Source organism: Roseicyclus marinus (assembly GCF_036322625.1).
Classification (GTDB): Bacteria; Pseudomonadota; Alphaproteobacteria; order Rhodobacterales; family Rhodobacteraceae; genus Roseicyclus; species Roseicyclus marinus_A.
Genome location: NZ_AP027266.1, coordinates 880,184 through 895,784, shown reverse-complemented (window position 1 = coordinate 895,784; position 15,601 = coordinate 880,184). Strand labels below are relative to the sequence as shown.

4 protein-coding genes are annotated in these 15,601 nt (G+C 63.3%); 2 read left to right on the top strand and 2 right to left on the bottom strand.

Annotated features, from left to right (window positions below; all coding sequences use genetic code 11):
* Nucleotides 1-234 precede the first annotated feature (234 nt).
* Nucleotides 235-2,073 (top strand): sensor histidine kinase, encoded by a 1,839-nt coding sequence (locus AABA51_RS04320; RefSeq protein ID WP_338274745.1) that lies wholly within the window; start codon nt 235-237, stop codon nt 2,071-2,073.
* A 157-nt stretch (nt 2,074-2,230) separates the two neighbouring features.
* A complete protein-coding gene (locus AABA51_RS04315; protein WP_338274743.1) occupies nt 2,231-2,632 on the top strand; it encodes a response regulator in 402 nt (133 codons plus the stop codon).
* A gap of 51 nt (nt 2,633-2,683) precedes the next feature.
* Here AABA51_RS04315 and AABA51_RS04310 read toward each other — a convergent pair whose 3' ends face one another.
* Entirely contained in the window at nt 2,684-4,804 is a 2,121-nt protein-coding gene (locus tag AABA51_RS04310; protein ID WP_338274741.1) for a vanadium-dependent haloperoxidase, read from the bottom strand.
* A gap of 183 nt (nt 4,805-4,987) precedes the next feature.
* Complete coding sequence (locus tag AABA51_RS04305) at nt 4,988-15,214, bottom strand: peroxidase family protein (RefSeq protein WP_338274739.1); 10,227 nt, start codon at nt 15,212-15,214, stop codon at nt 4,988-4,990.
* Between the last annotated feature and the right edge of the window lie 387 nt (nt 15,215-15,601).

The following is a 15,601-nucleotide window of genomic DNA, read 5'->3' as shown; positions in this document are numbered from 1 at the left end:
CCAAAGCGCTCCGAAACAGGCGACGGTCGCCAGTCTGCACTCTGTCTGGCCCCGCATGCGGGGCCTTTGCGCGTGTCGACCATGGCCGCCCCCGCGCCTCGCGCCGCGCGGCCTCCCCGGGGTGGCGCGTTGCCGCCCCCGATCTGCACTGCTCCGAAACTTCAGCTTCCTGGATGATCCCGCATGGTCTCGATGCCTGACTCCGAACCAAAAAACACCGCTCCGTCGGACGGCATGTGGATCTGCCCCGAGACGTTTCTCGGCAAGATCTGGATGTTCCTCTGGTCGTTGCGGACACGGGTGTTCATCCTGATGCTGATCGCCATCCTGTCTTTCGGGACCGGGCTGCAATACTGGAACTACCGGATGCTGTTCCAGAACGAGGTGCGGCTTGCCGATGACAAGCACCTCGTCACCGCCATGCATCTGGCCATGTCGCTGTCGCGCTACACCCGCGATGTCAGCCTCGTTTTCGCCCATTGGGGCATGGAGGTCAGCCAGGCCGACAGCGCGCGTCTGGCCGTCGAGGAACACACCTACCTGACCGAGGCAATGGATATCGACGGGTTCACGATCCTTTCGGCCGACAACACCGTCGAAGCCAGCTACAACCTGATCGGCTCGGATCTTCCCCTGCCCTCCGAAGAGGTGATCGAGGCGCTGCGCGTGGGCACGAACACGTCGCTTCATGGCGTCCAGATCTCGAACCTTCAGCGCATCGGTGACGATCGGTATTTCATCCTCGGCTACGATCTGCCCGACGGGCAGATCGCGATCGGCTACCTGAACGTCAATTATATCAAGGAAGTGCAGGAACGCATCCAGTTCGGGGAACTGGGTCACGCCGCGATCTTCGACGCGGCAGGCGTGACCGTGGCGCACCCCGTGCCCGCCGTCGAAGCGAACATGATGAATGCCTCGGGCATTCCGGTGGTCGCCCGCATGCTGAACGGTGAAACCGGCGTGGGGCAATTCTTTTCTCCGCCGATGAACGCCGACATGATCGCGGGCTTCACCTTTGTTCCCGAAACCGGCTGGCCGGTCATGGTGCCCCAGCCGCTTGACGAATTGTCCGCCTCCGTCGAGGCAAGCTTGCGGACCACCAACCTGTTCATCATCGCCGTGTCGCTGGTGCTGGCGCTGTTTGGCTGGGTCATGACACGTGCGCTTGTCCGCCCGATCCACCGCTTCACCACGGCCGGGCTCGAGATTTCCAAGGGCAATTACCTTGTCGACCTGCCCGAGCGGGAAAGCTCCTCGCTCGAGATGTGGCGCCTGAACCAGGCGCTCAAGACCATGGTCGAAAAGATCCGCACCTCCAACGATCGGCTTCAGGCCGCACTCGAAATCGAAGAGGTCGAGAACAAGCGCAAAAGCGATTTCCTGATCATCGCCAGCCATGAATTGCGCAATCCGCTCTCCGGGGTGGTGGGCATGCTGTCGGCTTGCAAGGAAATGACCGACGATCCCGCTCTGACCGGCTATCTCGAAGTGGCGGACCGCTCCGCGATGCAGCTCAACACCATCGTGGACGAGATGACCCACTATGCCGAGGAACAGACCGATATCGCGCCGATCAGCGCCGACAGCTTCAATCTCGGTCAGGAATTCTCGCAACTCGCCACGATCTACGGCCAGCAGGCCGAGGCGGCGGGCCTGTCGTTCGACTTCACGCCGCGTCCGGAACTGGACCAAGTCATCGTGACCGACCGCTACCGTCTGTTCCAGGTGATCGGCAACCTGCTCGAAAACGCGATCAAATATACCGCTGCGGGCGGTGTCACCCTCGATGTGGCCCTGCAACCGGATGCGGACATGATGGGCGAGTGGCTCTATGTCCGGGTGACCGATACCGGGATCGGCATCGAGGCCGAGGCGATGAAACGGATTTTCGAACCCTTCTTCCAGGTCGATGGCTCCTATTCCCGCTCCTACAATGGTTTGGGCATCGGACTTGCGATTTCCAAATCCATCGTGGATCGGCTCTCGGGTCATCTCGACTGCGAAAGCGAACCCGGAAAGGGATCCTCCTTCCATCTGCATATTCCGGTTCAGATCATATCCTGGCGATAGACATCCCGGTCATGCGATATCCAGAAAGCGTCAATTCCGGGCAATTGGGTGTCAAAAGACCAATTCCGCGCGGAATCCCGCTTGCAAAGACACTCAAGACAGTCGAGATGCCGCGTTGAACGTGGACATCATTCCGGATTCGAGCTAGCTACCACTCATGCAGGTCGAGGAAGAAAAAAGGATCCTTGTCGTCGACGATGACGCCACCAACCGGCTCGTCGTTCGCGTTCTCATGGAACGGCGCGGATATAGCGTCGTCGAAGCGGCCAGCGGTCTCGATGCCTTGGATATCGTCGAGAAAAACGAATTCGACGTGATCTTGATGGACCTCAGCATGCCGCGCATGGACGGGTTCGAAACGACCCGCCGGATGCGCTGCGGCGAGCATCCGGGGGCATCCCTGCCGATTTTCGCGCTCACGGCCCATACGGCCCGTTCCAATATCGAGAAATGCCTCAGCGCAGGGATGAACGGCGTTTTGCCCAAACCCTTCGATTCCCACCGCGCCGATCAGCTCTTGACCCTGATCAACACCCCGATGGACCGATCGCCCAGCTGAGCGCGACAGCAAATGCCGCCGCGCCGTCCTTGCGCCGGTCGGGCCGAAAGGTCAGCCGAACATCCATTCCGAAAACGGCCGGTCAAGCTCTGACGCCGTGCCGTTTGCGAACTGTGAGGCAGCGTCGACCGCATATTCGCCGACTTGCGTTCCCAGCTCCAGACCGGCGGTATTGCCGTCCTGGAAATGGATACCGCCATAAAGCCGCGACATACCCGCCTCCTGCGCGGCCGTGTCGAAATCCGGCCAATAGAGCGTCAGGCTGTTTTCCGGGAAAGTGGGATCGAAATCGCTGCCCTTTGCCGGCAGTATCGTCCCGACCCCGAATGCCGTATCCCCTGTAAAACTCTCCAGCACGGCCGCGGCAGCCCCGGAAAACGTGGAATGCCCGGAAACGTATTCCGCGAAAGGCGGGGAGAAATCCCCCGTCGGCGATTGATAGGTCACGAAATTCCGCGCCAGAATGGTCTGTGTTCCAAGACCTGCGCCCGTATCGGGATCATAGCCCGCGAAGGCATCGATGACATATCCAGCCTCGTTTGTAAGCGCATCCACACCCGGCCTGCCGATCAATCCCAATTCGCCCAAATCGCGGATGGCCTGCACAGGCCGGGCGTAATCATAGACAACCTTGGCATCCCAGGCCGCGATCGCTGCATCGAGCATGGCATTGCCCATCGCCAGAAACAGCTGCGCATCGGTGGCCACATCGTGACCGTCCCGCGTGGAGACGATCTGCGCCAGCGTCATCATCGTGCCCGGCGGATAGGAGGTGCCGGGACCGTCCTCCCAGAATTCGGCGATGGCGCGATCCTGCACGCTCAGGTTGGCGCTGATGTCGATCAGCTGCTCGGCCTGCGTGATGAAACCGGGGTTGATCACCTCGCCCACAAGGTCGCGTGTCACCGCAATCCGGGCACCTGCGGGATAGTCGACACCCCCGATGGTGGCAGGTGTCGCAAGTGTCAGGGTCCGCGTCGGAATGTCGATCTGCGCCTCCGCGAAACCCGGCAAGAAGAAAGGCTCGGGGGCTGCTGGCCGGATTGCCGCGAAATCGGTGGTGCCATCGGGGTTTTCCGGCAGCGCAAAGGGTTCGAGCAACGGGAATTCGGGGCTCAGGAATTTCTGCAGCTCGCGGCCTGCGGGCGTGTCGCGCCATTCCGGCGTCCAGGCATCCATTACAAGCACCTGATCCGGGTTCGGGTTCTGGGGCGTGTAGCGTGCGGCGGGGTCTTGGGCCACGCGCGCCTGTTCCTGCAGCCGCAATGCCATCGCGTCGCGCGCCGCATCCTGTCCGATCAGTGCGGCATCGCTGTCAGCGTCGCCGGGATCGATCCCGAGACGGTCCTGCATGACCATGTCGAGCATGCCGCGATGATCGGGGAAAAGTGTCGCCAGAACCGTGTAGCCCGCGTGATGCATCGCCTCCTCGACGGAGCGGGGATCGGCGTCCTGCACCTCGATATTGTCGCCCGCGACATCGAAGGAGACACGTAGCGCCTGGCCGTCATGGGCGGCATAGGCATCGTAGATGGCGGTGTGCAGGATCGAATAGACCCGCGCCGCATTGGTCGGTCCGAACTGGGTTTCGATCACGAGGTTCTGCACGATCTGGTCCCAGAGCACGCTGGGCGTGGGATCGGTGGTATTCACCTTCATCCGCGCCAGACCGTCGGAAAACACCAAGGGCGTCTTGCCCTCCTCGATGGAGGCGGCGAGGGCGTCGACGGAAAAGACATGCCCGCCGATCTCGACCTGTTCGATCCGCTTGAGGCTTGTTTCCTGCCCGGTGATGCGGTCCACGAGAACCAGCTTTTCGCCGTCGACGTGCAGATCCGCCTCCCAGAAGGCATCGCCCAGACGCACGAGATCTTCGCCCTTGCGTCCGTCAACCTTGGCCGTGGACCACGATGTCAGGTCGATTTCATCGTTCTGTGCCGTGCCCTTGATCTTGCGGGAGGCCATGGCGGGAGGATCGAAATCGATATCGTTTTCCTCAAGCCAGTCCCTGAACTCTTCGATCCGGTCCTTGAGGTCCTCGTCTTCGGCCAGGGCTTCGGCCAGACGGGCCTGAAGGGTGGCAAGATCGATCCCGGAAGCGTCCGGTTTGAAGAGCCCCCACAGCGGGGAGGCAGGATCGGACGCAAGCGCAAGCCAGAAACGCGGTGACATCGGCGGAGCCTCCCGAGGCATGAATTCTTTGGATTTTTGGGGCGCGACAGCATCGGCGGCCCGTTTGGTGTGATCTGGCCTGGGAACATCCCTGGCGGATCAGGTCGCCCCGGCTCTCGGGGGGCGAGGTGCGGCAGCCGGGGGGGACATCCCGGCTGCCGCCTCATAAGAACGAAGACCGTCTCAGCCGAGCAGGAAGTCGTTCTCATCAAGGGTGATGTGCCCGCTCAGCTTGAGCTGGAACTCACCTTTGTCGGTCATGCCGGTGACGGTGGTGAAGTCTTCACCGTCCTCGGCACCGTGCGAGTAGGTCAATTGACCCGCACCGATGGTTGCGTCACGACCCGCGAGGGTGAAGGCATCGTGGCCCTCGGTGCTGCTGTCGGCATCGATGTCCCGGAAGCACAGGACGTCGCCCGCACTGAACCCGAGGATCGTGGTGCCATTGGCACTCGATGCCGTCTCGAACACGAAGGTGTCGTTGCCGTCGCCGCCATCGAGGACGTTGACCGCCTCGCTTGCGACGATCCGGTCGTCCCCGGACCCGCCGATCACGTTCTCGATGCTCCAGATCGTGTCGGACTGGGTCGCGGTGTTGACCGAGCCACGCTCCGTTCCGGCATTGCCCAGGCGGATATCCAACGCTTCGGTCATTGCCGAAAGGTCGAGGGTATCGGACCCGGCCCCGCCATAGACGATGTCGTTGCCGTCACCATCCATGCCGACGAACGTGTCATCGCCCGCACCGCCGTAGAGCATGTCCGACCCGGTGCCGCCGACGATCATGTCATCGCCATCGTCCCCGAAGATCCGGTCATTGCCCGCATCGCCATAGAGCATGTCGTTGCCTGCGCCGCCGAGGATGTCGTCGTTGCATGCACCGCCCATGACCATGTCGTCACCGGCACCGCCGATCAGGAAGTCGGACCCTGCCCCTCCGCGGATGACGTCATTGGCGTCGCCACCCTTGAGCATGTCGCCCGCATCCGTGCCGTTGAGCATCTGGGGCTCGGGCAGTTCCGCAGAGGGGGCCTCTGCCTCAGGTGCCTCTGTCGCAGGTGCTTCTGCCGCAGGCGCATCCGGTGCGGGTGCCTCGGGTGCTGCCGGTGCAGGTGCTTCGGGTGCCGATGCCCCTGTTTCCGGTGCTTCCGGTGCCTCCGGAGCTTCCGCTTCGGGTGCATCCGCCACAGGTGCATCCGTTGCCGGAGCATCCGCCGCAGGTGCATCCGCCGCAGGTGCATCCGCCGCAGGTGCATCCGCCGCAGGTGCCTCTGCCGGAGCCGCCCCAGCCACCGGCGCCGGCTGATCAGCCGCCTCCGGCACATGGCTGAACACGTTGAGCGGCACATCCGTCATCCCGGTGTTGCGGGCAACCACATCGCCGAACGTGATGTTCGAGATGAAGTTGTTGTAGACGGGCAGGTCACCGATCCGGTCGATGTAGTAGAACCGGTCGCCTTCCTGCAGGCGGTCGAGCTGCTCGTGGATCAGCACCCAGAAGGTATGACCGACGACGCCACCCTCGATGTGGCTTTCCGCCAGACCGCCGACCCAGAGATCGACACGGTCGATGCCGTCCACGATCTTGGTGCCGTTCTCACCGTCACGCAGGACGATGTCGGGGTTGACCTGCTGGAAGGCCGCGATGTCGTCACCTGCAAGCACGAGGTCCGGATAGGCTGCCTTGAACTTGTTGATCTCGGCATCCGACAGGTTGTTCCGTGCCTGGAAGTCTTCCCACGAAGCATAGGGGTCCATGTTCATGTTGGACTGTTCGATCGCTTCCACGACATAGGGGTCGGTGGACGCGGCCAGGTCTGCCTTGACCTGGTTGAGCGTACCCAGCCCCAGATCGCGGCCACGGGCGACGTTGAAGGCGAAGAGGTCAGCGGGGCTGCGCACCAGATCGGTCCGGACCGCGTCGACCACCTGCGTGTCGATCTGTTCCGAAGGCTGTTCGATCAGACCGCCAAGGATGTTCGCCACCCCATGCTGGGCATAGCCCGGCTGCGGGACATAACCCATCTGCGTCAACACGTTCACCGCATCCACACCGGTCAGCATCGGCGTTTCGGGGTTACGGTCATGATCGACCTGGAAAGCTGCCGGATTGTCCGTCGCATTCAGGAACAGATCGAACAGCGGGACTTCGATGGAGTTACCATCAGCATCCTTGAGCGTCATCATCTCCCCGATCTGCGAGTGACCGAACCGGTAGGCAGCGCCAGCGAACTCGTGGCTGATGCGGGCATCGGCATTCGGGTTGTACTCGTCATGGCCGTGGCGACCCGAGCCCTGCAGACCGCCCAGGAGGCTGTCGGCAAAGTCGTTGAACACAACCTGCTGGTATTCCCCGATGTTGAGGATCCGCGCGGCCTGGAACAGCTGTTCCTCTGAGCCGGCAAATCCTGCCGCCTTGATCTGGTCCACATGGTAGTTGTGGTTGCGAGCCCAGACCGTGTGCACCGCGGTCAGACCGACGTTCTCGTTCGCGCGCCCATCGCCGCCCACATAGTGGTCGAGAAGGTTCATGAACGGGTTGGTGTCGATCAGAAGCGGCCAGCCCTCACCCATGAAGTCGCCCGAAAGCATCTTCACCTGTGCAGCATCGTAGTTGCCATCGGCATCCCGCAGACCCGGATAGTAATCGAGCAGCGTCATGCCCTCGGCCGGCAGGCCCGCACCCTTGAACACGGTGCCAGCGTCGATGTGGTGATCCAGCGTCTCACGCAGCGTCGACATCAGCTGGAAGCCATCTGCCGAAGGATCAGCGGCACCCATCAGGATCTTGGATCCGAAGCCGCCCTGTCCATCGCTCTCACGAAGGAACTGGCAGACAAGCGTGGAGGAACCGTAGACCTGGTTCTGGTCGACCACCGGCGAGGTGAGGTTCTCATGCAGCGGCGTGCCGTCTGCATCATATCCCACCACGTTTGCCCGCGTCAGGTCGGCCGGGTTGTTTTCCATCGGGTTGCGAGACGCCCCCAAGCCACCGATCTCGATCGGCGCAAGCGGATTGCCACTAGGACCGGTCCCTTTCGGGATGAACGTGAGGCCGTGGTCGAAGTACTGACCGAAGGACATCATGAACATGTTGACCGAAGCCGCCTTGGCCGCGTCCGCCTCCTGGGAGCCCAGGACGTTGGAGATGGCCCGTGCATCCAGCCCGTCGAAGACCGGGTTGACGACACCAGCGCCGTCTTCACCGACGCCCGCATAGCGCGCCTCGGTCACCCGCATGTAGGGCAGCGTCGCCGCACCCGAGATGTCGGGGTTCTGGGCGTTGTTGGTCAAGCCTTCCATGTCGCGCACCTCTTGCAGGAGGTTTGCGGGCTCGTTTTCGGCAGGCTGACCCGGCTCGGGCGGCAGGATCGGGGCCTCGGCCCGCACACCCACCATGTATTCCAGAGCCGCGATGTCATCTGCCGTGACCATGGTTGCACCACGCGTCAGGACACCGAAGCCGAACCCTTCCGGCACACCGGTCTGTTCGTTGACCGTGGCGACACCGCGCAGGGCGGCAGCCATCGGCGTGCCCGACTGCACCAGGACCGGGAAGGTATCCACCGCGTCGACCGTATAGGTCATCGTGAAGTTCCCCGATGTCTCGGTGACGGTCAGACCGACCATGGTCCGCGTCAGCGTGGCCGGATCGACCGGGATCAGGAAAACGTCACCTTCGGTCACGACACCCGCCACGTTCAGCGAACGTGCCGCGTTCTGGGCCGTGCCACCCGCATCGACGAACACGCGGTGCGTGGACAGACGCTGCGAGACATCGACGTTCACGTCACCTTCGGTGGTCACCGCGATTGTGTTGAAGTTCAACGCGGTGTTGTTGAAGTCACCAAAGACCTCGACGTTGTTGGCACCACCAGCGGTGTTGATCTGGATCTCCTCGATGTTCTGCAACTGGCCGATCACCTGCTCGCCGGCACCCGCTTCACGGGTGATGACGATATCGGTTCCCGCCGCAAGCGGCGCACCCGTCCAGGCACTGGCCGCATAGACGCGGAAGGTTTCGTCGGCACCGTCACCGTTGATGGTGTAGAGGTCCTGGCCGGCACCACCGTCCACGACATTGCTGCCGCCGCCGACGCTCCAGGTCAGTTCGTCATCGCCATCGCCAGCCATCAGGATGTCGTTGCCTGCGCCGCCGGTGATGATGTCATCCCCTGCACCCGCATCGACGACCAGACGCTGGTTGGACAGGAAGCCCGCGAAGTCGATGACCTCGTCGCCTGCCGTGCCGTTCACGTAGATCGTGTTGGGTGCCAGCGAGGTTGCGGCGAAATCGCCGACCGCCGTGATGGTCTCGATCCCCTGCACCCCGTTGACGGTGATTTCCTCGATGCCACGGATTTCCATGATCGCGGTTTCCACGCCGTTCGCGGTGCGGGTGATCACGATCTCGGACAGCGGATCGACCGGTTGCGTACCACCTGCGGCGACCCATGCGGCCACCGTGTACATGGTGAAGCCGGTTTCCGTGCCGTCGCCGTTGATGATCAGCATGTCGGTGCCGCCATCGTTGACGAACCCATGACCGGCCACCACGTCATACCCGCCGTTGGGTGCATTCCAGATGATCGTGTCGGAGCCCGCTTCGGCAAAGATCAGGTCGTTGCCGGCCAGACCGTTGATCGTGTCGTTGCCGGCACCGGCAAAGATCACGTCGGGCCCGTTGGTGCCGTCGATGACATCCGCGCCAGCGGTGCCGACGAAGACGCCGTTGCTGGCCGGATCGGTGCGCAGGTCGATTTCCATGTCGGCAAAGCGCAGGACCTCGACGTTCCACAAGGTGTCGCGGCCATCGCCCGCTGCCGGGTTCGGTCGACCGTTGTTGGCATCGATGCCCAGATCACCCGCTGCCGGAACCGCGATATGCTCGACCGTGACGCTGCCATCCGCATTGGCGCGGACGTTGTAGTTGGCGCGGACGTCGAAGTAGACGGCCGTATCCACATCTCCCTGCTGACCACCGTCGAGGATTTCCCGCACGATCTGCAGCTGGCCGGGGTTGATCGACCCGTCGAGCAGTTCGTTCGTGATCTCGGCCAAGCTGTTGACGGTACGCAGTTCGACGTTCGGATCGTTGGGATCGCGCACCGAGATGCGGACATTGAGGTACTTGTCCCCGTCGATCACGTCATCGCCGCCACGGCCCTGGATGGTGTCGCTGCCGCCACCGCCCAGGAGGATGTTGCCCCCCGTGAAGGTCGCCAGAGCATCCGCCCCCATCAGATCGCCCAGCAATTCACGCAGGCCCGCGATACGGTCCACGCCCGCTTGGGTCAGTTCATTGCCGAAGAAGGTCGCTTCGTTGATCAGGGGGTCAGCACCCACCGGAAGCTCGGCACCGATCCGGTCATCACCGAAGAGCTTGTCGTCATGCACCGTGCCCGAGGCCGCTTCGATGTTGATGTAGCGGTCGCGGATCACGGCAAGGCCGGGCAGTTCCAGACGCCGGGTCAGGTCGATATCGGCCCCGATCAAGGCATCCTTGTGCGACACCCAGTCAAAGCCCAGATCGCCATCATTCACATGAACGCCTTCGCGCTGGATCATGATGTCGTCGCCGCTTTCGCCAAGCAGGTCGTTGTCGTTGGCGCCGCCATCCAGAACGTCATGGCCGATGATGCGCGAACCACCGAAGGGGTCGCCGTTGTCGCCCATCAGCATGTCGAAGCCGTCGCCGCCCTCGATCCAGTCGTCGCCTTCGCCACCGAACATGAACTCGGCACCAGCGCCGCCGACGATGAAGTCGTTGCCGTCCATACCGAAGGCTTCAGCTGCATCGTCCTGACCCATCAGGATGGCGTCATTGCCGGCGCCCCCGAACATGAGCTCGCCGATGCCGCCGCCTGCTGAGATGACGTCGTTGCCTTCGTCGCCGTGCAGGAAGGACGCGCCGTCGCCATCACGGATGATGTCGTCACCGGCCCCACCGCGCAGGGTGTTGACCCCCGCACCGCCGATCAGAAGGTCGTTGCCGTCATTCCCCCAGAGGTGGTCATCGCCCAGACCGCCGACAAGCTTGTCGCGCTGGTTGGTCCCGCCGAGAACGACATGCTCGCCACCATTGAACTGCAGCAGGTTGTCGTAGTTGAGGGTGCCGTCCACGATGGGGGCATCCACGGTTGCCGTTGCCCGCTCGACCAGGGACCGGCCCATGCCTGCAAGGAAGGGGTCGACCTCGTCCGACAGCGGATCGGGCGTCGCCTGGAGCGTTTGATCCACCTCGAGGATGTGCTGCATCGACGAGAAGATCTGCGCAGGAACATGTGCCCCACCATCCTTGATGTCGGTGTTGCGCGTGATGATCATCGAGAAGGAGTTGTTTTCCAGCTCAGCCAGCATGTTCATCCCGGCCGTCCGCGACAGGTAGTAGAAGCGGTCAGCGTTCTGAAGGTTTTCCATCTGCTGCTGGAACACGAAGCCGAAGGTCGAGCCCAGCATGCCGCCGAAGGGCATGATCGCCTCGGCCAGACCGCCGATCCAGAATTCGACATTGTTGATGCCGGTTTCCGTCGTGGCCCATGCGCCCGTACCGTTCACGAAGTCCAGACGGTCAGCCGGTGCGCCTTCGCCACCAAGGACAAGGTCCATCGCCGCTGCGCGCTTGGCCTCGACGGTCGTGGCGCTGGTGATGGTGTCATGGGTGCCGTATGCCGCGATGAAGTTCACCACGGAAGCCGGGTTCTTCAGGTTCGAGCCATACTCCATCCAGCTGTCGTAGGGCTTGAGCCACTCGCTGCCGGTTGCCGCGAAGAACTGTTCCCGGGCCGCGTTCAGCGACGGTATCCCGGTGTCCCGGCCCCGTGCGATGTTGAGCGCGGCAAGGTCGAGCGGCAGGCCGACAAGGTTGTCACGCAGCGCGCTGGTGATGAACTCGTCGACATTGGCGCCTGTCTCACGCGTCATACCACGCACCACGGCCCCTGCAGCCTGGTCCTGGGTGATCGCGCCATTCTGGTCGTAGGCGACCGGGTTGAGGAAGGCTTCGATCAGGCCGGTCGTGGTGTTCACGCCGTTTGCATCCATGGTGTGGACGTTTTCGGTCAGCATCGAATGGCCGAAGCGGTACACGACATGGGCGAATTCGGCGAAGATCGAACCGTCAATCTCGGCACTGCCATTCACGCCAAAGGCTGCAATCTGAGGCTGAACGTGGCGAGCGAATTCCTCGAAGGCGAGGTGCTGGTACTGCATCTCGGTCGCGAATTTCGCCGCCTGGAACACACGTTCACCGTTCCAAGCGAGGGCGTCGACCGACAGCGTCGGCAGATCGGCCTCGGTGATCGGTTCACGCAACCATTCGTTGATGAAGGCCACATCACCGCTTTCCACGATGGTCTGCTTCATCGCCGCTGCCTGGCGGTTGTGTTCGTTATGGAACACATGGTGCACGGCGGTCAGGCCGAAGTTCTCGTTCCCGCGACCGTCACCGGCGATGTAGTGCCGATCCAGAAGCTCGTTGTCGTAGGTTTCGTTCATCCCAAAGTCGTTGGGGATGATCGCGTTGCCGGTTTCGGTATCCGCATCCGGCGCCACTTCGATCATCGGGGTGGCGGGGTTGCGGTCGTGGTCGATCATGCCCTTGGGCACTGCCGTATGGGCGATGTCTTCGAGGAAGGCATGGCCGTTGCGCACTGCCTGGCTTGCATCGACGGGGTTCGCCAGATCACCTTCGACGAGGATGAAGGGCGGCTGGGTCTGATCGGTCGCGAAGGCTTCGTTCGGAACGACCAGTTGCGGCATCCCGTTCGCACCGGGGATGAAGTTGCCATAGGGGTCGGTCGCCAGCAGGGGGCCGTCCAGCACGTCGCTGTCGTTGAGCTGGATGCCCAGCAGGTTTGCCGCCTGCGCCTTCACATCGCCCCAGGTGGACATGCCACCGGCGGAACCGTGCAGCAGGTTGCCGTTGGCGACGGGCTTGCCGTTCGCATCCAGAACGTATTCACGCAAGAACACCTGGTGGGACGCATGCGAGGTATAGGTCTGGTTCTGGTCAACCCAGGGCGTGGTCTTGTTGAAGTGTTCGCGCACGTCATCGGCCGTGCCCAAGATGCCATCGGGGCCAGGCTGGTTCGTGGCGCGGGTCAGCACCATGAAGTTGGTGGGCGAGCCTTCGACATAGAGCGGGTCATCGGGCATCAGCGGAATGTAGACCGTACCGCTGCCGCCCTTGCCGACCAGGTCGAGCCCGTGGTCGAAGAACTGACCGAACAGGGTCATCCAGCTGTTGTAGGGCGCCGACAGACCTTCGTCGGGGGCGACATCGGGAATGAGGACGTTGTTGCCGTCCATCGCCACGCCATGGGTGGTCAGCAGCGTGTCGAGGGTGGTCTGTGCCTCGATCGCAGCCAGTTCTGCGGCTGCGATGGCTGCTGCGGCGGCCTCGGGTGCGTCGACGGCGGCAAGGGCGGCAACGGCCTGATCAAAGGTCGTTTGCAGCGTCGCCTCGTTGGCCTCGGCCGTGGACAGTTCGGTCGCAGCGGTTGCCGCAGCCGTCATGGCAGAGGTCAGCGCCATGGTCGCGGTCGCGACCTGTGCCATGGCAACGCCGATCTCGACGCTGGCAGCCTGTGCAGCGTTCAGCGTTGCCTGTGCGGTGGACACGTCACCTTCGGCGGTCGTCACATCGCCTTCGGCGGTCGTCACGACACCGTTCAGACGGATGACTTCGCCATTGGCAGCGGTGAGATCACTGTTGAGACCCGTCAGCTCGCCCTGCGCCGTGGTCACGGCGGCAGCGGCCCCATTGGCCGTCGTGGTCGCGGTGTCGACAACGCCCTGCTGGGCCGTCACGGCGTTCTGGGCCGCGATATAGGCCGCATTGGCCGTCTGGGCCGCCATGAGCGCGGCATTCGCTTGGGTCAGCGCAGCTTCGGCCGAAGCAAGCGCTGCGGCGTCGGTCGATTGCTCGGTCGTCAAGGTGTTGACCAGCGTCTGCGCTGCATCGCGCTGCTCGGTCAGGGTGGCGACAAGCGCAGTTGCATTGGTCAGCGCCGTTTGTGCACGAGCTGCGTTGCCATCGGCCTCGTTATCAAGCTCGATTGCCCGGGCAAGCGCGGCTGCGGCGTCATCCGCCTCGGCACGTTCGGCGGACCAAATGGCCGCGGCTGCGCTCATCTGGACGAAGTTCGTCGTGGGGCTGGCCAGATAGGCCGCGAATGCGGTCATGAACGCGGTCTGTGCGGCGGCAGCTTCGGCCGCTTCGGTCGTGTTGAGCGCCGTGGCGGCATCGAGGACGGCCTGCGAGTCGATCGCAGCTTGCTGCGCAGTGGCCAGTTCGCCCTGGCGCGTCGCGACAGTCGCCTGGGCGGTTGCGAGCTGGGTGTTCAGGGTGGTCAATTCGCCCTGTGCGGTCTGCAGGCGGGCGTTGACATCGGCAACAGCCAGTTCCGCAGAAGCGACATTGCCGAGCGCGGTGTTGACGGCTTGCTGCGCGGTGGTCAGGCCGGTCGGCACGGGGGTGCCAGCGAGGGCTGTCTGAAGGCTGGTGAGCTCTGCCTGAGCATCGCTCAGCGCCAGATCGGCTTGGACCTTGGCGGCTTCAAGTTGCTGGATTTCCAGAACCTTGGCATCGCGGGCGGACAGGGCATCGGCTGCATTGGTTTCGGCGGTGGCAAGCTCGGCACGCGCCTGGTTCAGCGCTTCCTGTGCGCCGGTCAGCGTGGCTTGGGCCAGTTGCAACGCGGCCTGCGCCGGGCCGACATCGCCGGCGGTCTGGGCGGCGACCAGCGCGGCGGACGCGATGTCGAGATTGCCCTGAGCCGTGACAACCGCCTGATCGGCCTGCGTCTTGGCCGTGGTCTTGGTGGCAACGTCGCTCGTGGCAGCGGTCAGAGCGCTCTGGGCGGCATCGCGTGCCGTCGTCAATGCGCTGCGCTGCAGAGCGATGGCCGCATCGACGTTCAGGCTTGCCGCCTGTGCATCAAGAACGGCGCGATGGGCGGCCGAAATCTCGTTTGCAGCCGACAGCATGGCCTGACCGGTCATGCCGTTCTGCTTGAGCACGGCGGCGATGGCCGCCACATTGCCCAGCGTCTGGTCAGCCACGAGGTTCGAAATGATCCGCGGATCCGCGTCATAGACGGAGCCCGAGGTCTGAAGGTAGGAGGTCGCACCGCCCTGCGGGGCGCGGGGGCTCGGATCCGCGAGATGCGCGCTGTCGGGTTGCGTCAGGAAGGTCGAATCAAGCAGACGCGGCATGACCTGGTCGGCGGAGCCCCAGGTTTCGCGGCCTGCCGTCAGGTTGTTCAGCGTGCCATCCACGAGGCGCAGACCCTGCGGCAGCAGCGGGTTGAGCACCAGCTCGGTCAAAGGCGTCCCGGCCGCGTGCTGTTCCGCGATGCGGATCTGGTCGAGAATGTGCTTCAGGTCGTTGGTGTTAACGTAAACCATTGGAATGTCCCCTTAGATAGAATCTCGGTGAATCGCGGGATCCGGCCCGCTTTCATCACCTGCCGTTATGCAGGGGGGCGTCACCCGGGGGATGCGCTCACGGTCGAACGAGCTTGAGCACCAAGGGACCAGAAAACTTCAGACCTTGGTCGGGTATCGCGCTGCAGGGAGTAGGCGGTGGGCCGCGGGCCAGAACACCGCCAGATCCTTCATGCCCCGGTATCAGGAACGGGCACAGAATTTGCGCGCATCGCCACCGGCCGAGGTCTGAAATCCCTGGAAGATAGGCGGAAGAGCCGTAACGAGGCACTCTTTGCGCAGGGACGGAGGGCGCGACATGGCGGTCGGGCGGTGCGGGGAACGGTCCTGCGCGAATACACCCCGCCA

What these genes read in the sequence shown, in the direction of transcription:
- AABA51_RS04320 (WP_338274745.1), top strand. Translation starts at nt 235, where the DNA reads ATGTGGATCTGCCCCGAGACGTTTCTCGGCAAGATCTGGATGTTCCTC.
- AABA51_RS04315 (WP_338274743.1), top strand. Translation starts at nt 2,231, where the DNA reads ATGCAGGTCGAGGAAGAAAAAAGGATCCTTGTCGTCGACGATGACGCC.
- AABA51_RS04310 (WP_338274741.1), bottom strand. Translation starts at nt 4,804, where the DNA reads ATGTCACCGCGTTTCTGGCTTGCGCTTGCGTCCGATCCTGCCTCCCCG.
- AABA51_RS04305 (WP_338274739.1), bottom strand. Translation starts at nt 15,214, where the DNA reads ATGGTTTACGTTAACACCAACGACCTGAAGCACATTCTCGACCAGATC.